This is a genomic window from Pseudomonas sp. NY8896, from assembly GCF_039634505.1.
In genome coordinates this window covers 3,967,329-3,991,102 of the sequence record NZ_CP132350.1, presented here as the reverse complement: position 1 = coordinate 3,991,102, position 23,774 = coordinate 3,967,329, and the positions used below count along the sequence as shown (strand labels likewise).

The window sequence follows — 23,774 nt, the reverse complement described above, 5'->3', positions numbered from 1 at the left end:
TAGCTCGCGATGCGCCGCGCGGGCGGCGCTCGATATCCGCCCCACCCGAAAACCCAAGCCATACACCCCCAACCATCCCCCAGCCCATCAACCAGATGACGCCCAGCCATTTCTCCCGCACACTGCGGAAAATTCCCAAGCCCGTACCCCGCCACCTTGCGGGGCACAGCCGGAGTAGAAAATGGCGCGACAACTAATAACAAACGCCCACGACCCGCTGCACGAATCCCGCCAGGCCCGCCTGAAACTGGCCAGCGAAGGCGAGTTGCCGCTGGGCATGCTGCGCGACGAAATCGACGCTTCTTGGCGGCGCAGCCTAGGCTATGGCCTGGATTGCCTGCAAGGCGAACAAGTCGGCCTGGGCCTGGAACAGGGCCACGACCTGCGCATGCTGCTGGAGCGCAACCGCTTGCTGGTCGACGCCGTCACCCCCGAATTGGACTACCTGGTCGCCCGCCAGGGCAAGGCCGGTATCGTCATCCTCGGCGACGCCCAGGCCAACGTCCTGGCCATCGAAGGCCAGACGCACGTACTCAGCCGCGAGGGCCTGCGCGACCTGCACCCCGGCAGTTGCTGGAGCGAGTCGCTGCGCGGCACCAACGCCATCGGCACGGCGGTTGTCGAAGGCCGGCCGACGCTGATCAACTGCGGCGAACATTACCTGGACCGCCTCAGCCCGTTCTCCTGCACTTCCGTGCCGCTGCGCGACCCGCGCGGCGATGTGATCGGTGTGCTCGACATCACCCGTGAAGGCGTGATGGCGCAGCCGCAGGACAGCCTGTCAACGCTGATGCTGGCCGCTGGCAACATCGAAAGCCGCCTGTTCGGCCTGTGCCACCCAGAGCAGCTGGTGTTGGCCTTCCACAGCCGTCCACAGTACCTCAACAGTGCCTGGCATGGGCTGCTGGCGCTGAGCCTGGACGGTGAAGTGCTGGCCGCCAACGACAGTGCTTGCCAGTTGCTGCAGGTGCCGCGCCATGAGCTGATTGGCCGGCGCAGCACTGACCTGCTCGGCGAGCGTTCACCTGCTTTTATTGCGCGGCTATGGCAGGGCGGGGTAAGTAGCGTGCAGACGGCCAAGGGCGAGTTCTACTTCCGTGCCCTGCAGCTGCCGCGCCATGGCCGGGTCAATGGCAGTACGCCGGCAAGCAAGCCGACGCTGAGCAAGCAGTCGCCCGCGCTCGACGCGCTGGCCGGTGGTGACCCACGGCTGGCGCGCAACCTGCGCATGGCCCGCCAAGGGTTGGGCAATGGCCTGCCGGTGCTGCTGCTGGGCGAGACCGGTACCGGTAAGGAAGTGGTCGCCCGAGCCTTGCACCAGGCCAGCCCGCGTGCCGACAAACCGTTCGTGGCCGTCAACTGCGCGGCCATCCCCGAAGGGCTGATCGAGTCCGAGCTGTTCGGCTACCGCGAGGGTGCTTTCACAGGCTCCCGCCGGGGCGGCATGGTCGGGCGGCTGATGCAGGCCCATGGTGGCACACTGTTCCTCGACGAAATCGGCGACATGCCGCTGGCCTTGCAGGCGCGCCTATTGCGGGTATTGCAAGAGCGCCGTGTGGCGCCGCTGGGTGCCGGCGACGAGCAGGACATCGACGTGGCGTTGATTTGCGCCACCCACCGCGACCTCAAGCGTTTAGTGCAGGAGCAGCACTTCCGCGAAGACCTGTACTACCGGGTCAACGGCGTGTCGCTGCGCCTGCCGGCACTGCGCGAGCGTGACGACCTGGCCGCGATCATTCAAGGCCTGCTGGACAAGTCCGATGCCCGTGGCGTCACGCTAGACCCGGCGTTGGCGGCATTGCTCGAAGGCTTCGACTGGCCAGGCAACATCCGCCAGCTGGAAATGGTGGTGCGCACGGCACTGGCCATGCGCGAGAACGGCGAGCAGGTGCTGACGCTGGACCACCTCACCGATTGCCTACTGGACGAGTTGGCCAGCGGCTCGGCGCCCTCCGGTAGCCTCAAGGACAACGAGCTGGAGCTGATCCGTGGCGCCCTTGCGCGCCACCAGGGCAACGTGTCGGCCGCCGCCGAAGCACTGGGCATCAGCCGGGCGACGCTGTACCGCAAGCTCAAGCAGTTGCGCGGCTGAACCATGGGCCCATTGTTCGCAAAGCTGGTGGAGTCCAGCGACCCTGTACTCATGCGTCAGGCGTTGGCCTGGCTGTATGGTTTCGTGCGCCCGCACCGGCGTGCCATCGGCCTGCTGCTGGGCCTGTCGCTAGGTGCCTCGCTGCTGGCGCTGGCGCAACCTTGGCTGGTCAAGACGCTGATCGACGAGGGGCTGCTGGCCAAGGACTACCAGACCCTCTGGCACATGGCGGCGATCATGATCGGCGCAGGCCTGCTGGGCACGGTGCTGGCTGGCGTCAACCGCTACCTGCACACGCGCTTGTCTGGGCGCATTCTGTTCGCCCTGCGCGATGACCTGTACCGCCACCTGCAGCAGTTGTCGCCGACCTTCTACGGGCGGCGGCGCATGGGTGACATTCTTTCGCGGCTGGACGGCGATGTGGCGGAGATCCAGCGCTTTGCCGTGGATTCGCTGTTCTCGGCGGTGTCGGCGGTGATCGGCCTGGTGGGCGCGGTGGCGTTGATGCTGATGCTGTCGTGGCAGTTGTCGCTGTTGCTGGCGCTGCTGGTACCGATCGAGGTGCTGTGGCTGCGCTGGATGCGCCGTAAGGTAGAGCGCGAAGTGCGCAACCTGCGGGAGCGTTCGGCGGATGTGTCGTCGTTCCTGGTCGAGACCTTGCCGGCGATGAAGTTCATCCAGGCGGCCGGCCAGCAAGGCCGCGAGGCAGGGCGGCTGGATCAGCTTGGCCAGGGCTACATGCGCCAGTTGCTGAAGGTGCAGGTGACCGAATTCTTCACCCAGGCCGTTCCCGGCACGCTCACCTCCTGGTGCCGCGCTTGCGCGTTCCTGGTCGGCGGCTGGTGGGTGATTCAGGGGACCTGGCAGCTAGGCGCGTTAATCGCCTTTTCCACCTACATGGGCATGGCCGTAGGGCCGGTGCAGAGCCTGCTGGGCCTGTACGTGGCGGTGCAGCGCATGGCTGTGAGCCTGGGGCGGGTGATGGAGCTGAAACAGGAGGCGGTGGCCGTGCGCCCGGCAGCCAACCCGCAACCCATCCCCGATGGGCCAGGCGAATTGTGCCTCGAAGCACTGAGCTTTGCCCATGAAGGGCGCCAAGGTGCGGTGCTGAATAACGTACAGGTGTGTGTGCCTGGCGGGCTGAAGGTGGCCATCAGCGGTGCCTCGGGGGTGGGCAAATCGACCCTGATCGACCTGTTGCAGCGCTTCTACGACCCGGACGCCGGGCGCATCCTGCTGGATGGCACCGACCTGCGCGAGCTGGACTTGGCTGCGTTGCGTAGGCGTATCGCCGTCGTCAGCCAGGACATCGTGCTGTTCCGTGGCACCTTGGCGCAGAACCTGGCCTACGGTGTGCCCGAGGCCAGCCGCGCAGAGCTGGAGCGGGTGGTGCGCCTGGCGCGGCTGGACAGCCTGGTCGAAAGCCTGCCGCTGGGCCTGGACGGCTTGCTGGGCGAACGTGGCCAGCAGTTGTCCGGCGGCCAGAAGCAACGCATCGCCATCGCCCGTGCGGTGTTGCAGGCCCCGGCGATTCTGGTGCTGGACGAGGCCACCTCGGCGGTGGACGAAGCCACCGAACGTGAGGTGATCGCAGCTATCGACCAGCTGTTTGCCAGCCGCACGCGGATCCTCATCAGCCACCGCGCGTCGACTCTGGCTGATGCCGACCTGCACTTGCAGTTGCATGACGGCCAGTTGCAGGTACTGCCGCAGGAGACGGTCAAACATGGGCGCTGACGTGCGCGTTGGGGTCATCGACAGTGGCTGCTCGCCGGAGCAAACCAACGGCTTGCTCGATGCCCGCCGTTTCTGGCTGGAAGACGGCCAGTTACGTGAAGGCGCAATGCTGTCCGATGAGCTAGGGCATGGCAGTGCCGTGCTGGCCAGCTTGCAACGGGAGGCTGGCCCTGTGCCGTTGCTGGTGGCCCAGGTGTTCAGCGGCCAGGCCAGTACCAGTGCCTTGCAGGTGGCGGCAGCGCTGCTGTGGCTGGTGGAAGCGGGGGCTACGCTGGTCAACCTGAGCCTTGGCCTGCAGCAGGACCGGCCGGTTTTGCATCAGGCCTGCGCTGAGGCCTTGGCTGCGGGCGTGGTGTTGTGTGCATCCAGCCCGGCACAGGGCGGGCCCGTATTCCCAGCCAGCTACCCAGGGGTGATCCGGGTGACCGGTGATGCACGTTGCGCGCCCGGCCAGTGGTCGTGGCTGGGCACCCGGCAGGCGGACTTTGGCGGTTATGTAGGGACGGGCGGCAGAGCGGGCGCTAGCCTGGGTTGTGCGGCATTGAGCGGTAGGATTGCGGCGTTGCTGCGTGACGAGCCGGGCATGGATCGCCAGCGAATCCATGCGTGGTTGCGTCAGCATGCGACGTTCTCAGGCCCAGAGCGACGGGGGGCGAGCCATGCCTGAACCGCACATTGTGGTGTTGGGGGCCGGCCCTGCGGGTGCGGCCACGGCCATAGGCCTGCGGCGGCTGGGTTATACCGTGACGGTGGTGTCGCAGTGGCGCCGTTTCGCGGCTGTTGAAGGGGTTTCGCAACGGGTGCTGGAGGGCTTGCGGCATGCGGGCCTCGGCGGTGCTTTGAGCCAGGCGGCCACGCCGGCTACCCGGCAGGTGCACTGGAATGGCCAGCACCTGCGAATGAACCAGGAGTTCTTGCTGGATCGGCAACGGTTTGATCGGGCGCTGCGCGGCGATCTTCAGCGTGCCGGTGTAAGCGTGGTCGAGGGGCGGGTACGCGAGGTGGTGCACGAGGGCGGTCATCATGTGCGTCTGGACGATGGGCAAGTGCTGACGGCTGATTTTCTCGTTGAGGCCCGAGGCCGCCAGGCACCGCTGGCCGCAGACCGCCTGCGCGGGCCGGAAACAGTCAGCCTGCTGAATGTCTGGCAGGGTAGCCCTGGCGCGCCTGCGTCGGCAGTGGAAAGCCTGGAGGATGGCTGGGCGTGGATGGCGCGGCTGGCAGATGGCCGTTGCTACTGGCAAGTCACCCAGGACGCTGCAGGCCTGCCGGGTAAGGCCGGGTTGGCCGATTATTGCGCGACGCTGCGGGCACGCAGCGGGTTGGTCGCGGAGCTGTTCGACGATCAGGCGTTGGTGCCGGCACAGGTGCATGCACGCAGCAGTACTGCCATTCTGGCGGGCGAATGCGTCGGGCATGACTGGATACGGGTGGGTGATGCGGCGATGGCCGTTGACCCGCTGTCGGGTAACGGGATTTTCCAGTCACTGTCTTCGGCGTTGCAGGCGCCGGTGGTGATCAACACCTTGCTGCGCCGGCCCGAGCGGGCGGTGTTGGCGTGGCAGTTTCACCAGCAGCGGGTCGAACAGCTGTTTTTGCGATTTGCCCGCATTGGGCGGGATTTTTATGGGCAGGAGCAAGGGCGGGTAGGGCAGCCATTTTGGGCTCGGCGCCAAGGCTGGCCGGATGCGCAGCCCTTGCATACGGCCGCGGATTGGAGCGCCGTGCGGGTTGAACGGCGGCCTGTGTTGCGCGACGGTCTGGTGGACGAGGCCGAGGTGGTGGTGACGGCGGACCAGCCGTTGGGGGTGTGGCATTTGCAGGGGGTGGAGTTGGCGCCTGTGGTACGGGCGTTGCTGGGTGGCCTGGCAATTGGGGCGGTTTTGTCGGGCTTACCGGGTGAACAGCAGATGATGGTGCGGCGGTGGCTGGTGGAGCAGGGGTTGGCTTGAGATGGCCGGGGCCGCTTTGCGGCCCATCGCGACACAAGGCCGCTCCTACACAGGTACAACATCGCCTGTGATGCTTGCGCTGTACTTGTGTAGGAGCGGCCTTGCGTCGCGAAAGGGCTGCGAAGCAGCCCCAGGCTGCAGAGTCAAAAAAAGGTCCCGACAATCAGTTGCATGTAGGCCCCCGTATCCCGCCCACCCAATTGCGTGCCGCCGTTGTTCGCACTGCGCTCCGGCTTATAGAACCCCACCAACGGGCTGATCAGCAGGTGCTCGTTGACCATCCATTCCACGTACAGGTCCAGCTCACGTCCGCCGAGGTTGCCCTGATCCGTGTCCAGCGTATCGAAGTCGAAGTACAGCGCGCCGACGGTCAGGTTGTCCCGTGGCTTGCCTTTCAGCGCCACATGGTGCACCTGGCTGTTCTTGTTGAACGGCCCGGCATAGTTGGCCGCTACTTCACCCTGGAACCAGGTGCCATAGCCTCGGCTCAGGCCATAGAACAGTGGGTCGAAGCCTTCGGAGAAGCGGCTGTAGCGGTAGGTGGCAGTCGGTGACCAGGGCAGTTCGGAGAAGGTCCAGTTGCCTTCCAGGTACCAGGCATTCTCGCGCCCACCGGTCTTGTCCTGGCTCACGTACTCGGCGGCAAGTTCCAGGTCCTTCACGCCCAGGTTGCCGCGCCCGCGCAGGCTGGCGGTGTCCATGCCGTCGCGGTGTTCCAGGCCCATGATTTGCGCGTAGCGTTGGTCCACGTCCAGGCCGCGGATCCAGCTGAGGCCCACGGTGCCGGCGTCGCCGACGTGTTCCAAATTGGCTACCGCCAGCGAGGTATCGGCCTGGTAGTGGTTGTCGGACTTCAGCCACATCAGGTCGCCGCGCCAGCCCTGCTTGCCGCCCAGGCGCAGCACGGCGGTGCGGTCGAAGGCTTTACGGGCGGCCAGGTAGTAGGCGCCGACGCGATCGAAGTTGGCGCCCAGGTCGACCTTGCCCAGGTTCACCGGGTCGCCCTGGATCAGAAAACCATCGCCCAGTGTCACTACCTGGCGACCGCCTGAAATGTCCACGCCGTCTTCGCCCAGGGCCGGGAACAGGTTGGCCGAGCGCCAGCCCAGGTACAGGTCTTCGATGGCGGTGCGGCGTTCGTCGCCCAGGGTCAGGCCGGCGGCATCGCCATCGCCCCAGGTGGCGGAACTGAGCAGGTTGACGGCCCCGTAGAGGGCGCCGCTGTCGGCCAGGGCCTGGCTGCCGCTAAGGCCGTATTTGATGTAACCCTCCTGCCAGGCGGTGCTGCCGGGCTGACGGTTGCCGGCCTGGTTGAAGCTTTCGTCGCTGTGAAACACACCGAACAGGGCTTCGAGGTCGGCGTTGAGGGTGGTGCCGTTGTGGTTGTACAACTCGTAGGCTTGGCTGGCGGGTGCGGCGAACAGCAGGGCCAATGTGCAGGCGAGGGTGTGCCTCATGGTGTGCTCCATGTTTTTGTTGTTGTTTTTTGGGGTGCCTGTACCGGCCTCTTCGCAGCACAAGGCTGCTGCTGCAAAAGCGACGAGGCCGGCACAGGAAAAAGATCAGAGCTTGATCAGCACCGATTTGAGCTCGGTGTAATGCTCGATGGCTGCTGCGCCCATCTCGCGACCAACGCCAGACATCTTGTAGCCGCCGAACGGCAGTGCCGGGTCCAGTGCGCTGTGGCAGTTGACCCAAACCGAACCCGACTTGATGCGCGGGATCATGCGGTGCACGGCGGCCAGGTCGTTGGACCAGATGCTTGCGCCCAGGCCATAGGGGTTGTCGTTGGCCATGCCGATCACTTCGTCGATGTCATCGAACGGCATTGCCACCAGCACCGGCCCGAAGATTTCTTCTTGTACCAGGCGGTGGCGCTGGTCGACATCGACAATCACCGTCGGCTTGACGAAGTAACCCGGCCCGAAGCCTTCACCGCCACAGGCGATGGTCGCGCCCAGTTCGCGGCCAAGCTCGATGTAGCCGGTGACGCGGTCCTGCTGCTTGGCCGAGATCAGCGGGCCCATCTGCACCGCTGGGTCCAGCCCGTTGCCCAGTTTCATGCCATTGGCGATGCCGGCGATGTCGGCCACCACGTTGTCGAAGTGCTTGCGGTGCACATACAGCCGCGAACCCGCGCAGCACACCTGGCCCTGGTTGAAGAAGATTGCCGTGGCCGCACCGGCTGCGGCTTCCTGCAGGTTGGCGTCGGGCATGACGATGGTCGGCGACTTGCCGCCCAGCTCCAGGGTGACGCGGGTCATGTTGTCCATGGCCGCCTTGCCGATCAGCTTGCCGACTTCGGTCGAGCCGGTGAAGGTCAGCTTGTCCACCCCAGGGTGGCGACTGAGCGCAGCGCCCGCGTTCAGGCCTGTACCGGTGATTACATTGAAAACGCCTGCCGGGTAGCCGGCTTCGTCTACCAGTTCTGCCAGCTTGAGCACGCTCAGTGGGGTTTCATCGGCGGGCTTGAGCACCACGGTGCAACCGGTGGCCAGGGCTGGGCCGAGTTTCCAGCAGGCCAGCAGCAGCGGGAAGTTCCAGGCGACGATGGCGCCGACCACACCCACCGCCTCGCGGCGCACGAAACCATGGAACTGGTCGTTGGGCATCAGCGGCATGGAGGCTTCGACGGTGCTACCCTCGATCTTGGTGGCCCAACCGGCCATGTAGCGCAGGAAGTCGATGGCCAGTTGCACGTCCATCACCTGGGCGACGGCGGCGCTCTTGCCGTTGTTCAGGCATTCCAGTTCGGCCAGCTGGCGGGCGTCGCGCTCCATCAGGTCGGCCAGGCGCCACAACAGGTTTTGCCGCTCGCGCGGACGCAGGCGGCTCCAGGGCGAATCATCGAAGGCTTGACGGGCGGCGCGCACGGCGCGGTCGACATCCTCGGCCTCGGCGGCGGGCACTTCACCCAGCACTTCGCCGGTGGCCGGGTTGCGGAACGACAGGGTGCGACCGCTGGCGGCGTCCTGCCACTCGGCGCCGATGCGCATCTTTAGCTTGCGTTCGAGAAAGGCGCGGGTGGCGGGCAGGATGGGCAGTTCGGAAAGCATGGGACGGTGCCTCTTGTCATTGGATGTGGCGGGCACCGGCGCAATGGCCGTGCCAACCTGGGCAGATGGCGGCAAGGCCTTGAGCTGACTGGGTTTTGCCGTGACGCAAGGTTCGGTTTGCAAAGGTGCGCTGTTGCACAATGAGACGGTGTGAGACGGTGGTGAAACAGCGGCTCTCAGGGCCAGCAGCCGGCATGTCAGGTGTTGTCTCAACCTGAAACACCCTGTCGCGAAATGGCACGCTGCAATTGGCCATCCGTGCTGCTGGCCAAGCCCCGGAAACTGCCTAAAAGGTTGAAAGGCAACGCTTTTACAGCACCTGGCACAGTTCCTGTATCACAACTGTCACATGCACACCTGCTGTACCAAAGCGTGCGAAAACGATAAGAACAACAACCGTGGAGGTCTGACCTTGAAGACGACTCGACTCCGGCGGCATGCGGGCAAACTGGCGCTGGTCGCCGCCGCGCTGCTGAGCACCCAGGCCATGGCGGCCGAGCAGGGCCCGAGCCTGTTGCAGAACAAGTGCATGGGGTGCCATATCCCCGAAGGCAACGACACCTATAGCCGCATCAGCCACCAGCGCAAGACGCCGGAAGGCTGGCTGATGAGCATTGCCCGCATGCAGGTGATGCACGGCCTGCAGATCAGTGACGACGACCGTCGCACGCTGGTCAAGTACCTGGCCGACAAGCAGGGCCTGGCGCCCAGCGAAACCGATGGCGTGCGTTACGCCATGGAGCGCCGGCTCAATACCGTCGAGCACTTCGACACCCAGCTCAGCGAGACCTGTGGCCGTTGCCACTCCGGTGCCCGCGTCGCCTTGCAACGGCGCCCGGCCAAGGAGTGGGAACACCTGGTCAACTTCCACCTTGGCCAATGGCCGTCCCTTGAGTACCAGGCCCAGGCGCGTGACCGCGACTGGCTGCCGATTGCCCTGCAACAAGTGGTGCCGGAGCTTGCCAAGCGCTTCCCGATGGAAAGCGCGGCCTGGGCCGAATGGCAGAAGGCCAAACCCAAGGCTGACGCACTGCCGGGGCAGTGGGCATTCAGCGGCCATATGCTGGCCAAGGGCGATGTACGTGGGGTGATGAGCGTCACGGCTGGGGAGGGCGATACCTTCAAGGTCGAGGTCAAGGGCGCTTACGCCGACGGCACGCCGTTCAACGGCAGCGGCACGGCGATCCTCTACAACGGCTATGAGTGGCGTGGCAACGTCAAGGTCGGCGATGCCAACCTGCGCCAGGTGTTCGCCGCGCTGGATGGCGAGATGAAAGGCCGTATGTTCGAAGCCGACCACGATGAGCGTGGCCTGGACTTTACGGCGGCGAAGGAAGGCAAGGCGCGCCTGCTGGCGGTTCAGCCGGCATTCATCAAGGCCGGCGGCGAAAGCGAGATCACCCTGGTGGGTAGCGGCCTGGACGGCAAGCCCGACTTGGGTGCAGGGGTGGAAGTGACCGAGGTGCTGGAGCAAACCCCGACCCTGGTACGGGTCAAGGCCCGCGCCGCGGCAGACGCCAAGCCTGGCCAGCGCGAGGTTGCGGTGGGCGCGCTCAAAGGTGTCAACCTGGCGGTCTACGACAAGGTCGACGAAGTGAAGGTGGTGCCGGCGTTCTCCATCGCCCGCATTGGCGAGAACGGCGCTTCGGTGCCGAAAGTGCAGGGCCGCTTCGAGGCCGAAGCCTGGGGTAAAGACGCCAGCGGCCAACCGCTGCGCATCGGCTACCTGCCGGCCACCTGGAAGGTCGAGCCGTTCAACGAGCGTGCGGTCGAGGACGAAGACGTCAAGTTCGCCGGGCAGATGCAGGCTGATGGCGTGTTCGTACCAGGCGGTGCCGGGCCCAACCCCGAGCGCAAGATGATGACCAACAACGCCGGTAACTTGAAAGTCATCGCCACGCTTGCCGACGGTGGCCAGACCGGCGAAGGGCACATGATCGTCACCGTACAGCGCTGGAACAACCCGCCGCTGCCATAACGGCAGGGCGCAACGGTTTTCCAACGGATCGATTATCGGGAGGTCGCCATGGGCGTACTACTGAACCTGGTCGAGCGTAACCTGCACGAAGTGCAGGTCGATGCCGACCGCATGCTGTTCCATATTCCCAGCAGCTCGCTGTTTGCCACCGATGCGGTGACCGGCAGCATCATCGACGCTTTGCGCCAGCAAGGCTGCTCGGCCGAGGAGCTGATGCAGCGCCTTGGCCAGCAGTTTGCCGGCGACGATATCCAGGACACCCTGCGCGAGCTGATCGCGCTGGAGCTGGTCAGCGACGGCTCGCCGCTGACCCCGGAAATCGCCCTGAAGCAGGTCGAACGCACCGCGCTTAACACCGTGGTTCTGAACGTCAACACTGGCTGCAACCTCAGCTGCACTTATTGCTACAAGGAAGACCTGGACAAGCCTTCCGCCGGCAAGAAGATGAGCACCGCCACCGCCGAGGCCTCGGTGGAGATGCTGCTCAAGGAATCGCCCAACGAGGAGCGCTACAGTGTGGTGTTCTTCGGTGGCGAGCCACTGTCCAACCGGCCGTTGATCGAGCACATGGTGGCTTACTGCGAACGGCGTTTCGCCGAGGCGGGCAAGCAGGTGGAGTTCATCATGACCACCAACGCCACCTTGCTGACCGAAGAAATCATCGACTGGCTCAACGCCCACCGTTTCGGCCTGTCGATCAGCATCGACGGCCCCAAGACCGTGCACGACCGCAACCGCATCACCGTGGGTGGGCAGGGTACCTATGACGTGGTGCGGCGCAAGGCCGACTTGCTGCTGTCGCGCTACACCAGCCGCCCGGTGGGCGCGCGGGTCACGCTGACCCGTGGCATTACCGATGTCGAAACCATCTGGAACCACTTGTTCAATGAAATGGGCTTCGCCGAAGTCGGCTTTGCCCCGGTGACCTCGGGCGACATGGCCGATTTCAACCTCACGAGCGAAGAGCTGGTGCAGGTGTTCGCCAACATGAAGGCCCTCGGCCGGCGTTACCTGGAGGCGGCGCTGGCGCACCGCAACATCGGTTTCTCCAACCTGCACCAGTTGATCACCGACATCCACGAAGGCCACAAGAAGGCCCTGCCGTGTGGCGCCGGGCTGAAGATGCTGGCGGTTGACCACGAGGGCGAGCTGAACTTGTGCCACCGCTTCACCGGCTCCAGCCTGCCGACCTTCGGCAATGTGCACCAAGGGGTGAAGCAGGCGCAGCTCAACGACTTCCTGTCGCAACGCCTGGACCGTAGCAACACCGGCTGTGAAAGCTGCCGCATCCGCAACCTGTGCTCGGGCGGCTGCTACCACGAAAGCTATGCACGCTACGGCGACCCGCAGCACCCGACCTACCACTATTGCGAACTGATGCGCGACTGGGTGGACTTCGGCATCGAAGTCTACAGCCGCATCATGGCCGCCAACCCGGCCTTCATCGATCGCTACATCACCCCGCGGAAGGCGCACTGACATGAAGCACTTGAAGCCCCTGAACAACAAGGCGCGCATCCTGGAGCAGGCCGCCGCCGAAGACCGTGTCGAAGAAGTGATGGCCATGAGCGCGGTGGCAGGCTGCACGGCCACCACCGACCCGGGCTGGGAAGTGGATGCCTTTGGCGGCGTCAGCTCGTTGTGCCAACCGATGGAGGCCGACCTGTATGGCTGCTCCGACCCTTGCTGGTGGCCAGCCCAGGTGCCGGACATGATGAGCACCTACCAGGACTGGAACGCCCAGGCGACCAACTCGGCGGACGACTGGCGCAACCTCGGCACCGTGTTCCCGAAAGACAAGTGACGGCCCAACAAGAATGACAAGGGGAAACCGCATGAAAGCTGGACGCTGCGCGCAACTTGCGCTCACCATCGCCGCCACGGCCTGCGCCGGGCTGGTACAGGCCGACGACACCGGGCCGGCACTGAAGGCTGGCCACGAATACATGATCGTGACCAACTACCCGAACAACCTGCATGTGGTCGATGTGGCCAGTGACACGGTCTACAAAAGCTGCCAGATGCCCGACAAGTTCGGCCCTGGCACCGCAATGATGGCGCCGGACAACCGCACCGCCTACGTGCTCAACAACCACTACGGCGACATCTACGGTTTCGACCTGGACACCTGCAAGAACACCTTCCGCGCCAACCTGTCCAGCGTGGCAGGCGAAGTCGGCCGGTCGATGTACTCGTTCGCCATCAGCCCCGATGGCAAGGAAGTGTACGCCACGGTCAACCCGACCCAGATGCTGAACGACCATTACGTGGTCAAACCGCCGCGGCTGGAGGTGTTCAGCACCGCCGATGGCCTGCAGGCCAAGCCGGTGCGTACCTTCCCGATGCCGCGCCAGGTGTACCTGATGCGCGCCGCTGACGATGGCAGCCTGTTCGTCGCAGGGCCGGACATCTACAAGATGGACGTGAAGACCGGCAAATACACAGTGGCCCTGCCGTTGCGCAACTGGAACCGCAAGGGCTACAGCGCCCCGGACGTGCTGTACTTCTGGCCGCACCAGAGCCCGCGCCACGAGTTCACCATGCTGTACACCATTGCCAAGTTCAAGGACGACAAGCAGGACCCGGCCACCGCCGAGCCGCTGTATGGCTACCTGAGCGTCGACCTGAAGACCGGCAAGACCCACACCCAGGAGTTCGCCGACCTGACTGAGTTGTACTTCACCGGCCTGCGCTCGCCCAAGGACCCGAACCAGATCTACGGCGTGCTCAACCGCCTGGCCAAGTACGACATCAAACAGCGCAAGCTGATCAAGGCGGCTAACCTGGAGCACACTTACTACTGCGTCACCTTCGACAAGAAGGGCGACAAACTGTACCTGGGCGGCACCTTCAACGACCTGGCGGTGTTCAACCCGGAAACGTTGGAGAAAGTGAGGAACATCAAGTTGCCGGGTGGTGACATGTCTACCACGACGCCCCAGGTGTTCATCCGCTAGATCGGTGTGGGCCTGTTCGCGGGTTTACCCGCGAAGAGGCCGGTACAAAAAACACAAGAACAACAAGAGAACGCCCATGCCCCAGCCAAGCTACTCCCAGGGCAACCAGGACAAGGCCCTGCTTACCCAGTGCATCGGCGACGCCTTCGACGCCACTGTCGCTCGCTTTCCCGAGCGCGAGGCGCTGGTGGTGCGCCACCAGGCCCTTCGCTACACCTGGCGGCAACTGGCCGAGGCCGTCGACCAGCATGCTCGCGCGCTGATGGCCCTGGGCGTGCAGCCCGGTGACCGCCTGGGTATCTGGGCGCCCAATTGCGCCGAGTGGTGCATTACCCAGTTCGCCAGCGCCAAGGTTGGCGCAATCCTGGTCAACATCAATCCGGCCTACCGCTCCAGCGAGCTGGACTATGCGCTCGGCCAGTCCGGCTGCCGTTGGGTGATCTGTGCCGATGCGTTCAAGACCTCCGATTACCACGCCATGCTGCTGGGCCTTGTACCTGGCCTGGCCAGCGGTCAAGCGGGCGCGCTGATCTGCGAGCGTTTTCCCGAGCTGCGTGGCGTGGTCAGTCTGGCCGTTGCGCCCCCACCTGGGTTCCTCGCCTGGCACGACCTGCAGTCCCGCGCCGAGGCCGTCAGCCGCGAGGCCCTGGCCCAGCGGCAGGCACAACTGCGCTGCGACGATCCGATCAACATCCAGTACACCTCGGGGACTACCGGCTTCCCAAAGGGCGCCACCCTCAGCCACAGCAACATTCTCAACAACGGCTACATGGTGGGTGAAAGCCTGGGCCTGACCGAACATGATCGGTTGGTAGTGCCGGTGCCGCTGTACCACTGCTTCGGTATGGTCATGGCCAACCTTGGCTGCATGACCCACGGCAGCACCTTGATTTATCCCAACGATGCCTTCGACCCTTTGGCTACCCTGCGCGCGGTGGCGGAGGAGAAAGCCACGGCGTTGTATGGCGTGCCGACCATGTTCATTGCCGAGCTGGACCACCCGCAGCGCGGCGAGTTCGACCTGTCGAGCCTGCGCACGGGGATCATGGCCGGCGCTACGTGCCCGATCGAGGTGATGCGCCGGGTGATTGGCGAGATGCACATGGCCGAGGTGCAGATTGCCTACGGCATGACCGAGACCAGCCCGGTGTCGCTACAGACCTGCGCCACTGACGACCTGGAGCGCCGCGTGACCAGCGTGGGGCGCACCCAGCCACGGCTGGAGAACAAAGTGATCGACAACGACGGCGGCACAGTGCCGCGCGGTGAGATTGGCGAGCTGTGCACGCGTGGCTACAGCGTGATGCTGGGTTACTGGAACAACCCCAAGGCCACGGCCGAGAGCATCGATGAAGACGGCTGGATGCACACCGGCGACCTGGCAGTGATGGACGAACAAGGCTATGTGCGGATTGTCGGGCGCAGCAAGGACATGATCATTCGCGGCGGTGAGAACATCTACCCGCGTGAGCTGGAAGAGTTCTTCTTCACCCACCCAGCGGTGGCCGATGTGCAGGTGATTGGCGTGCCGTGCAGCAAGTATGGCGAAGAGATCGTCGCCTGGGTGCGGCTGCACCCAGGGCATGCTGCCAGTGAAGAAGAACTGCGAGAGTGGGCCAAGGCGCGAATTGCGCACTTCAAGGTGCCCCGGTACTTCCGCTTTGTCGACGAGTTCCCGATGACGGTGACCGGCAAGGTGCAGAAGTTCAGGATGCGCGAGATCAGCGTCGAGGAACTGACTGCCAATTGATGTAGGGGCCGGCACAGGCAGCAGAGGATCTCAGCCTTGCAGCAGTTCCGGGCTGTTGAAGTTGCTTAGCCGACAATCATCGTCGGCACACGCCAGCCCTTGCACCGCCTCGCGCAGCAAGGCCTTCTGCAAACTCCGCTCACCCGCCGCCCAGGCTTGTTCCAGCACCGGCAACACCCGTTTTGGCAGCACGCTGAACATCGGCTGCCAATACTCACCCTGACGCACCATCGCCGCACTGTCATTGGCCTTCGCCAGCCGCAGCAGGTCTTCGATCAACACCTGATCGACACGTGGTGCATCGCAGGCCAGCAGCACAACCCATTCATGCCGTGCCACCTTGAGCCCGGCAATCACTCCCGCCAAAGGCCCGGGGAAGTCCGCCTCGGCATCGCCCACCACCTGGTCGGCATACGCCCGGTAGGCCTCCTGGTTACGGTTGCAGGAAATCACCAGGTCGTCGCTCAGCGGGCGCACCACTCGCTGTACATGCGCCACCAAGGGTTCGCCCTGCCAGTCGATCAAACCCTTGTCGCGGCCGCCCATACGCTGCCCGCGACCGCCGGCAAGGATGAGGATGGAGCAGGGGGGAAATGCATCAGGCATGAAAAAGGGTTCCGGGCAGTCATTGCCGGGAACCCTCCCATTTCAAGCGGGGCTTGTCCAGTCAGCTTTCACCGGCCACCGGATGCGTGGCAGCGTTTTGCGTCTGGCGCCGCCCGGACAGGCGCATCACCACCACGAAGAACACCGGCACGAACACCACCGCCAGGGTGGCGCTGAGCATGCCGCCAATCACCCCGGTGCCGATCGCTTGCTGGCTGGCGGAGCTTGCGCCGCTGGCGATGGCCAGTGGCACCACGCCGAGGATGAACGCCAGCGAGGTCATCACGATCGGCCGCAGGCGCAGGCGGGCGGCTTGTACGGCAGCGTCGACGGCGTCCACGCCCTGATCGACCAGGTGCTTGGCGAACTCGATGATCAGGATGGCATTCTTCGCCGACAGGCCGATCAGAGTAATCAGGCCAACTTTGAAGAATACATCGTTGGGCATGCCGCGCAGGGTCACGGCCAGCACTGCACCCAGCACGCCGAGTGGTACCACCAGCAGTACCGCAGTCGGGATCGACCAGCTTTCGTACAGCGCCGCCAGGCACAGGAACACCACCAGCAACGACAGCGCCATCAGCATCGGTGCCTGGCTGCCGGAAAGGCGTTCCTGCAGGGACAGGCCGGTCCATTCCAGGCCGGCACCGGCTGGAAGCTGCGCCACCAGGCGCTCGACTTCGGCCATGGCCTCACCGGAGCTGTAGCCGGCCGCCGGTTCGCCGGAAATCGACACCGCCGGGTAGCCGTTGTAGCGGGTCAGCTGCACCGGGCCGCTGACCCATTTGGCCTGGACGAACGCGCCCAGTGGCACCATCTTGCCGCTAGTGTTGCGTACGTGGATTTTCAGCAAATCCTCGACCTGGCTGCGCTGGTTGCCTTCGGCCTGCACCACCACCCGCTGCATGCGGCCCTGGTTGGGGAAGTCGTTGACGTAGCTGGAGCCCACAGCCACGTCCAGCACCGTGCCGATATCGGCAAACGATACGCCCAGGGCATTGGCCTGGCGGCGGTCGATTTCCAGCTGCACTTGCGGGCTTTCCGCCAGCGAGGCTTCACGCACGTTGGTCAATACCTTGCTTTTACCGGCGCTTGCCAGCAACTGGTCACGGGCCGCCATCAGTTCGGCGTGGCCCATGCCGCCACGGTCCTGCAGGCGGAACTCGAAGCCGGTCGATTCGCCCAGGCCGTCGATTGGGGGTGGCAGTACCGAGAAGGCGATGGCGTCCTTGAGCTGGCTGAAGGCCATGGTCGCGCGGTCGGCGATCGACTGGGCGCTGTCATCGGTGCCGCGCTCGGACCAGTCCTTGAGCGTGGTGAAGGCCAGCGCCGCGTTCTGCCCGCTGCCGGAGAAGCTGAAACCGAGAATCAAGGTGGTGTTGCCCACCCCCGGTTCCTCGGCGTTATGCGCCTCGATCTGCGCGGCTACCTGTTCGGTGCGCATGCGGCTGGCACCGGGCGGCAGTTGGATGTCGGTAATGGTGTAACCCTGGTCTTCGGTGGGCAGAAACGCCGTGGGCAACTGGCTGAACCCGTAGCCCAGCACCGCCAGCAGCACAGCGTACACCACCAGGTAGCGGCCACTGCGCTTGAGCGCCTGTACCACCCAGCGTTGGTAGCCGTTGCTCATGCTTTCGAAGCGGCGGTTGAACCAGCCGAAGAAGCCTTTGCGTGCGTGGTGCTCACCTTTGGCCACGGGCTTGAGCAGGGTGGCGCACAATGCCGGGGTCAGGCTGAGGGCAAGAAACGCCGAGAACAGGATCGATACCGCCATCGACAGCGAGAACTGCTGGTAGATCACCCCCACCGAGCCTTGCATGAAGGCCATGGGCAGGAACACCGCCACCAGTACCAGGGTGATACCGATGATCGCCCCGCTGATCTGGCCCATGGCTTTGCGCGTGGCCTCTTTGGGCGGCAGGCCTTCTTCGGCCATGATGCGCTCGACGTTTTCCACCACCACGATGGCATCGTCGACCAGGATGCCGATGGCCAGCACCATGCCGAACAGGGTCAGCACATTGACCGAGAAGCCCATGGCCAGCATCACGGCGAAGGTGCCCATCAATGCCACGGGCACCACCAGGGTCGGGATCAGCGTGTAGCGCAGGTTCTGCAGGAACAGGAACATCACTGCGAACACCAGCAGCATGGCTTCGAACAGGGTGTTGATGACCTGCTCGATCGACACTTTGACGAACGGCGAGGTGTCGTAGGGGATGTCGTACTTGACGCCTTCCGGGAAGTAGCGGGCCAGGTCCTGCATCTTCGCCCGTACCAGGGTGGCGGTTTCCATGGCGTTGGCCCCCGGCGACAGCTGCACGCTGAAGGCGGTGGCCGGCTTGCCGTTCAGGCGCGTGCCGTACTGGTATTCCTGGGCGCCGATCTCGACCCGGGCGACATCCCCGATGGTCACCGTGGAGCCATCCAGGTTGGCGCGCAGAACAATCGCGGCGAATTCTTCAGGCGTGCTCAGCTGGCCCTTGACCACTACGTTGGCGGTGATTTCCTGGGTGTCGCGGCTGGGCAGGTCGCCAATGCTGCCAGGGGCGACCTGGGCGTTCTGCGCCGCGATGGCCTCGGCCACGTCGTTGGGCGTGAGGTTGAAGCCGATCAGCTTGCGTGGGTCGATCCAGATGCGCATGGCGCGCTCGGAGCCGTACAACTGAGCCTTGCCGACGCCTTTGAGGCGGCGGATTTCGTCCATCACGTTACGGGCGAGGATGTCCGACAGCGCGGTTTCGTCGAGCTTGCCGTCTTCGGAGGTGAGGGTGGCCAACAGCAGGAAGCCCGTAGACACCTTCTCCACTTGCAGGCCCTGCTGGGTGACTGGGCGTGGCAGGCGCGATTCGACCACCTTCAGGCGGTTTTGCACGTCGACCTGGGCCAGGTCCGGGTTGGTGCCTGGGGCGAAGGTGGCGGTGATGGTGGCGCTGCCCAGGCTGCTCTGCGACTCGAAGTACAGCAGGTTGTCGGCGCCGTTGAGTTCCTGCTCGATCAGGCTGACCACGCTTTCGTCCATGGTCGCCGCCGAGGCGCCTGGGTACACGGCGTAGATCTCCACCTGTGGCGGTGCCACGTTGGGGTACTGGGCCACCGGCAGTTGCGGGATGGCCAGCGCACCGGCCAGCAGGATGAACAGTGCGACCACCCAGGCGAATACCGGGCGATCGATGAAGAATTGCGGCATTGATCAGGCCCTCACTGGCCGATGTGCTGAGCGATGGGGGGGGCACCGGGTGTGGTGTCGACCTGCACCTGGTCGCCGGCCTTGACGTGCTGCAGGCCCTCGATCACCACCCGCTCGCCGGCGGCCAGGCCCTCGCTGACGATCCAGCGGTCGCCCTGGGCGCTGCCCAGGACTACCTGACGGTCGCTGACGCGGGCCTGCTGGTCGACCACCAGCACCTTCGGCACGCCGGCGCTGTCGCGCAGGATGGCGCGTTGCGGCACGCTCAGGCCCTTGGCTTGCACCGCCTGCTCCAGGCGTACGCGCACGTAGCTGCCGGGCAGCAGGTCGAGGTCCGGGTTGGGGAACTCGCTGCGCAGGGTGATCTGGTTGGTGCTGGGGTCGACGCTGATGTCGGAAAACAGCAGCTTGCCCGGCAGCGGGTAGGCGCTGCCGTCGTCCTGGATCAGGGTGGCGCGGGCCTGGCTGTCGCCTACCTGTTGCAGCTCGCCAGCACGCAGGGCGCGGCGCAAGGCGTTCAGCTCACGGGTCGACTGAGTGACATCGGCATGGATCGGGTCCAGTTGCTGGATGGTCGCCAGCGGGGTGGTCTCGTTTTGCCCGACCAGCGCGCCTTCGGTGACCTGGGCGCGGCCGATACGGCCGGAGATCGGCGCGGTCACAGTGGCGTAACCGAGGTTCAGGCGAGCCCGCTCCAGGGCTGCTTTGGCTTCGGCCACTGCAGCGTCGGCCTGCAGGAAGCTGGCTTTGGCGTTGTCGTATTCCTGGCGGCTGACGGCCTTGTCATCGACCAGCTCGCGGTAGCGCTGCTCTTGCAGGCGCGCCTGGTACAGGGTCGCCTCGGCCTTGGCCAGGGTGGCGCGGGCGCTGTCATGGTCGGCCTTGAACGGCGCCGGGTCGATCAAGAACAGTACATCGCCCTGTTTGACGTCGCTGCCTTCGCGGTACACCCGCTTGAGCACCACGCCAGCGACCCGCGCGCGCACTTCGGCGGTGCGCGGGGCCAGGATACGGCCGCTTAGCTCACTGCTGATGGCCAGGGGTTGCAGTTGCAAGGTTTCCACCCGCACTTGCGGGGTGGGGGCTTTTTCGTCTTGCTCGGCGCTGTCGCCGCAGCCGGCCAGAGACAGGCTCAGGAACGCCAGGAGCGCCAATGGGCGCAGGCGCGGGGAGAGGGTAGTAGGCATGCGGATCTTCCGATGATGACCGTGTCTATGCTAAGGCAGGTGCTGCCTGGGCGGCTGTTAATACCTGTAGGGCGAGTGTGAAAAAGTGTGAAGAACAAGCCTGTGGCGCGGTAGTGTTCTATATCCTGAGTGTTCCTGTGCCGGCTTCTTCGCGGGCACAGGTATACCTCAACCCAGACTCCCAAGCACCTATGCCGAATATTTTACTGGTCGAAGACGACAGCGCCCTGTCCGAGTTGATCGCCAGCTACCTGCAACGCAACGACTTCCATGTCCAGGTGATCGCCCGGGGCGATCATGTGCTGGACGAGTACCGCCGGCAAAAGCCCGACCTGGTCATACTCGACTTGATGCTGCCAGGCATCGATGGCCTGCAGCTGTGCCGCCTGCTGCGCCAGGAGTCGCAGAGCCTGCCAATTCTCATGCTGACCGCCCGCGACGACAGCCATGATCAGGTACTGGGCCTGGAAATGGGTGCCGACGACTACGTGACCAAACCCTGCGAGCCACGCGTGCTGCTGGCGCGCGTGCGTACGCTGCTGCGCCGCAGCAGTGTCAACGAGCCGCGGCTGGACAACGACCTGATCCTGATTGGCGGCCTGCGCATCGACCTGGCCGAGCGCACGGTCAGTTGGCGCGGCGAAGAGGTGGAGCTGTCCAGCGGCGAGTACAACCTGCTGGTGGTGCTGGCGCGCAATGCCGGCGAGGTGATGAACCGCGACCGTATCCTGCAACAACTGCGTGGCATCGAGTTCAATGGCACCGACCGCTCGGTGGACGTGGCCATCTCCAAACTGCGGCGCAAGTTCGACGACAACGCTGGCGAAGCACGCAAGATCAAGACCGTGTGGGGCAAGGGGTACCTGTTCAGCCGCGTCGAGTGGGAGTGCTGATCGGCCATGCTCAAGATCCTGGTGCGGCTGTACCTGGTGATCATCGTCGCCTACGCCGGCGCGTTGCTGTTCATCCCCGACACCATCGTTGGCCTGTTCCGCGAGCGCTTCATGGCCTACAACCTGGACCAGGCAAAGGGTGTGCAGGCGTTGATCGTACGCCAGTTCCGCCAGGCCCCGCGTGAGCAGTGGCCGGCGGTGGAGCAGGAACTGGCCGGTGATTTTGCGCCGCTGGAGCTGAAACTGCTGCGCATGGACCAGGCGGGTTTGAGCGAGGAAGAACAGGCACGCCTGGAGCATGGCCTGTACGCGGTACGTATTGCCGAGTGGGGCTACTACGAAACGGTGCTGGCGCCGCTGGACAAGCAATGGCTGGTGCGCCTGCATTCGCCGCCAGACCCGCTGGACATCAACGTGCTGTCGTGGGGCGTGACGGTGCTGATCGGTGCGGCCATGCTCGGGTGCCTGCTGCTGTGGGTCTGGCCGCACTGGCGCGACCTGGAGCGCCTCAAGGAGACCGCTCGGCGCCTGGGCCAAGGGCAGATGGCCGAGCGCACGCACATTTCACCACACTCCAACATCGGTGAGCTGGCCGGGGTTTTCGACACCATGGCCAGTGACCTGGAGCGCCACGTCAACCAGCAGCGCGAGCTGCTCAATGCGGTATCGCACGAGTTGCGCACGCCGCTGACCCGGCTGGATTTCGGCCTGGTGCTGTTGTTCGACGAAGTGCCGCCGGCCAGCCGCAAGCGCCTGCTGGAACTGGTCGGGCATGTACGCGAACTGGACGAGCTGGTACTGGAGTTGCTGTCCTATAGCCGCTTGTACAACGCTGACCAGGCTCGCGAACGGGTCGAAGTGTCGCTGCTGGAGCTGGTCGACAGTGTGCTTGGCAGCTTTGCCGAGGAGCTTGATGGCCGTGGTATCCAGTGGGAAGTGCGGGCCGAAGGTGACCTGCCGCGCTTTGTGCTGGACCCTCGGCTGACGGCGCGCGCGGTGCAGAACCTGGTGCGCAATGCCATGCGCTATTGCGACGAAAGCCTGTTGTTGCGCTTGCGCCTGGAAGAGGATGGCGCCTGCCTGCTGACGGTGGAGGATGACGGGATTGGCATTCCGGTGGAGGAGCGCGAGCGCATTTTCCAGCCGTTCTACCGGCTAGACCGAAGCCTCGACCGAAATACCGGTGGGTTTGGCCTGGGGCTGGCGATCAGCCGGCGGGCCATCGAGGGGCAGGGTGGTACCTTGACCGTGGCACAGTCGGCGCTGGGTGGGGCGCAGTTCAGGATTCGCTTGCCAGCCGGGTAGTCCACAGCACGAACCGGTCCTTGCCGGTGTGCTTGGCTTCATACAGCGCCTGGTCGGCCTTGATCAACGCCATGGTCAATGTATCGCCCGCGCTCACCTGGGCCAGCCCGATACTGATGGTCACCGGGTGTGTGCCCGCATCCTCGCGTACCCTGCGTACCAATGCCTCCATCTGCTGCTCGGCACCTTGCTGGTCCAGCCCTTCAAGAAAAATGGCAAACTCCTCGCCGCCCAGTCGGGCGAACTCGGAATCGACCATGGCGGCCTTGATATGCAGTGCCACGCGTCTTAGCACTTCATCACCAATGTCGTGGCCGAAACGGTCATTCACTTTCTTGAAGTTGTCTATGTCGACCATCGCCAGGTATTGCCCGGGCGTTGCCAGTTTCAGTTGTTGCTCCGTTTTGGCCATGAACGAGCGGCGGTTGGGGATTTCGGTCAGGGCGTCGACGTAAGCTTGTTCAAGCAGCACCCTGGACAGGTAGAAATTGTGCAGTTTGGCCTTGCGCGTCTGCAGGTAGCTGTAGGTGATCAGGCCGCTGAGAAACACGGCGTAACTAACCAGCATGGCGCCTTCGAGCGCGTCGGGCTCGATACGGGTGTGGTAGAACGGGTTGAGCATCACCCAGGTGATGACCATGGCGCTGAAGAACGACCAGCGTCGCACCGGCAGCACCGACACGGCGTACAGCACGGTGGATACGCCAAGTACCAGCCACACCGGGCGCAGGGCCACCGGGATGCCTTCGATCAGCAGGCGCATGCCCAAGGTGATGATGGTGATGAACAGCAGGTTGAGTACATCGAAGTGATGGCTGCGGCGGGTGAAATGCAGTACTACGCAAAGGCTGCCGAGCGCGGCGATGAACAGGTAGGACAGCCAGGTGAAACCCTGACCGCCGAGAAAACTGACGATCAGGTCGAAGACCAGCCAGATCAGGATGCTGATGCAGAACACCAGCAGGCAGAACGGGCGCATGGACTCGAATTCGTGTTGTCGGAACTCGGCGCGCAAGGCGGCGGGGGCGACCTGCTTGCGCACGTGTTCTTCGATGGTCTTGAACATCGGTG

At 64.6% G+C, this 23,774-nt stretch carries 17 protein-coding genes; 11 read left to right on the top strand and 6 right to left on the bottom strand.

Going from position 1 to position 23,774, the window contains the following annotated elements; all coding sequences use genetic code 11:
• Positions 1-181: 181 nt before the first annotated feature.
• The 4 genes from Q9451_RS17810 to Q9451_RS17795 are packed head-to-tail and all read left to right on the top strand — an operon-like array spanning position 182 to position 5,781.
• Positions 182-2,092, top strand: a complete 1,911-nt coding sequence (locus tag Q9451_RS17810; protein WP_345960696.1) for a sigma-54-dependent Fis family transcriptional regulator — start codon at positions 182-184, stop codon at positions 2,090-2,092.
• A 3-nt stretch (positions 2,093-2,095) separates the two neighbouring features.
• Positions 2,096-3,829 carry an ABC transporter ATP-binding protein gene (locus tag Q9451_RS17805; protein WP_012272112.1) on the top strand — a complete coding sequence of 578 codons (1,734 nt, stop codon included), beginning with the start codon at positions 2,096-2,098 and terminating at the stop codon, positions 3,827-3,829.
• Positions 3,819-4,496, top strand: a complete 678-nt coding sequence (locus Q9451_RS17800) for a hypothetical protein (RefSeq protein ID WP_012272113.1) — start codon at positions 3,819-3,821, stop codon at positions 4,494-4,496. Before Q9451_RS17805 ends, Q9451_RS17800 begins: the two co-directional genes overlap by 11 nt.
• Positions 4,489-5,781, top strand: coding sequence for a tryptophan 7-halogenase (locus tag Q9451_RS17795; protein ID WP_012272114.1), 1,293 nt, complete (start codon positions 4,489-4,491; stop codon positions 5,779-5,781). The genes Q9451_RS17800 and Q9451_RS17795 overlap by 8 nt, the downstream gene beginning before the upstream one ends.
• A gap of 143 nt (positions 5,782-5,924) precedes the next feature.
• Here the strand turns inward: Q9451_RS17795 and Q9451_RS17790 are convergent, their stop codons facing one another.
• On the bottom strand, positions 5,925-7,238 hold the full coding sequence (locus Q9451_RS17790) for a hypothetical protein (protein WP_345960695.1): 1,314 nt from the start codon (positions 7,236-7,238) through the stop codon (positions 5,925-5,927).
• A 105-nt stretch (positions 7,239-7,343) separates the two neighbouring features.
• Positions 7,344-8,837, bottom strand: a complete 1,494-nt coding sequence (locus Q9451_RS17785; protein WP_012272116.1) for an aldehyde dehydrogenase family protein — start codon at positions 8,835-8,837, stop codon at positions 7,344-7,346.
• Positions 8,838-9,249: 412 nt separating this feature from the next.
• Here Q9451_RS17785 and peaA point away from each other — a divergent pair, with 412 nt between their 5' ends.
• The 5 genes from peaA to Q9451_RS17760 all read left to right on the top strand — a co-directional run bounded on the left by peaA (position 9,250) and on the right by Q9451_RS17760 (position 15,522).
• Positions 9,250-10,815 (top strand): quinohemoprotein amine dehydrogenase subunit alpha, encoded by a 1,566-nt coding sequence (peaA, locus tag Q9451_RS17780; protein ID WP_041166696.1) that lies wholly within the window; start codon positions 9,250-9,252, stop codon positions 10,813-10,815.
• A 48-nt stretch (positions 10,816-10,863) separates the two neighbouring features.
• Positions 10,864-12,294, top strand: coding sequence for a quinohemoprotein amine dehydrogenase maturation protein (gene peaB / locus Q9451_RS17775; RefSeq protein WP_012272118.1), 1,431 nt, complete (start codon positions 10,864-10,866; stop codon positions 12,292-12,294).
• Position 12,295: 1 nt separating this feature from the next.
• The gene (gene qhpC, locus Q9451_RS17770; RefSeq protein ID WP_012272119.1) at positions 12,296-12,619 is read left to right on the top strand and encodes a quinohemoprotein amine dehydrogenase subunit gamma; all 324 of its coding nucleotides are present in this window, start codon (positions 12,296-12,298) and stop codon (positions 12,617-12,619) included.
• A 31-nt stretch (positions 12,620-12,650) separates the two neighbouring features.
• Entirely contained in the window at positions 12,651-13,772 is a 1,122-nt protein-coding gene (peaD, locus tag Q9451_RS17765; protein ID WP_012272120.1) for a quinohemoprotein amine dehydrogenase subunit beta, read from the top strand.
• A gap of 76 nt (positions 13,773-13,848) precedes the next feature.
• Positions 13,849-15,522, top strand: coding sequence for a fatty acid CoA ligase family protein (locus Q9451_RS17760; protein WP_012272121.1), 1,674 nt, complete (start codon positions 13,849-13,851; stop codon positions 15,520-15,522).
• A 30-nt stretch (positions 15,523-15,552) separates the two neighbouring features.
• Here Q9451_RS17760 and mobA read toward each other — a convergent pair whose 3' ends face one another.
• The 3 genes from mobA to Q9451_RS17745 all read right to left on the bottom strand — a co-directional run bounded on the left by mobA (position 15,553) and on the right by Q9451_RS17745 (position 20,505).
• Entirely contained in the window at positions 15,553-16,128 is a 576-nt protein-coding gene (gene mobA, locus Q9451_RS17755; RefSeq protein WP_012272122.1) for a molybdenum cofactor guanylyltransferase MobA, read from the bottom strand.
• A gap of 61 nt (positions 16,129-16,189) precedes the next feature.
• Positions 16,190-19,318 (bottom strand): efflux RND transporter permease subunit, encoded by a 3,129-nt coding sequence (locus Q9451_RS17750; RefSeq protein WP_071984389.1) that lies wholly within the window; start codon positions 19,316-19,318, stop codon positions 16,190-16,192.
• A gap of 11 nt (positions 19,319-19,329) precedes the next feature.
• On the bottom strand, positions 19,330-20,505 hold the full coding sequence (locus tag Q9451_RS17745) for an efflux RND transporter periplasmic adaptor subunit (RefSeq protein ID WP_012272124.1): 1,176 nt from the start codon (positions 20,503-20,505) through the stop codon (positions 19,330-19,332).
• Between the two features lie 191 nt (positions 20,506-20,696).
• Here Q9451_RS17745 and Q9451_RS17740 point away from each other — a divergent pair, with 191 nt between their 5' ends.
• Together Q9451_RS17740 and Q9451_RS17735 are read left to right on the top strand one after the other, a co-directional pair.
• Positions 20,697-21,398 carry a response regulator transcription factor gene (locus Q9451_RS17740; protein WP_012272125.1) on the top strand — a complete coding sequence of 234 codons (702 nt, stop codon included), beginning with the start codon at positions 20,697-20,699 and terminating at the stop codon, positions 21,396-21,398.
• Positions 21,399-21,404: 6 nt separating this feature from the next.
• Positions 21,405-22,703, top strand: a complete 1,299-nt coding sequence (locus tag Q9451_RS17735) for an ATP-binding protein (RefSeq protein ID WP_345960694.1) — start codon at positions 21,405-21,407, stop codon at positions 22,701-22,703.
• On the opposite strand, the gene Q9451_RS17730 is transcribed toward Q9451_RS17735, so the two are convergent.
• Positions 22,678-23,769, bottom strand: coding sequence for a GGDEF domain-containing protein (locus tag Q9451_RS17730; protein ID WP_012272127.1), 1,092 nt, complete (start codon positions 23,767-23,769; stop codon positions 22,678-22,680). The two genes, Q9451_RS17735 and Q9451_RS17730, sit on opposite strands and share 26 nt — an antisense overlap.
• Between the last annotated feature and the right edge of the window lie 5 nt (positions 23,770-23,774).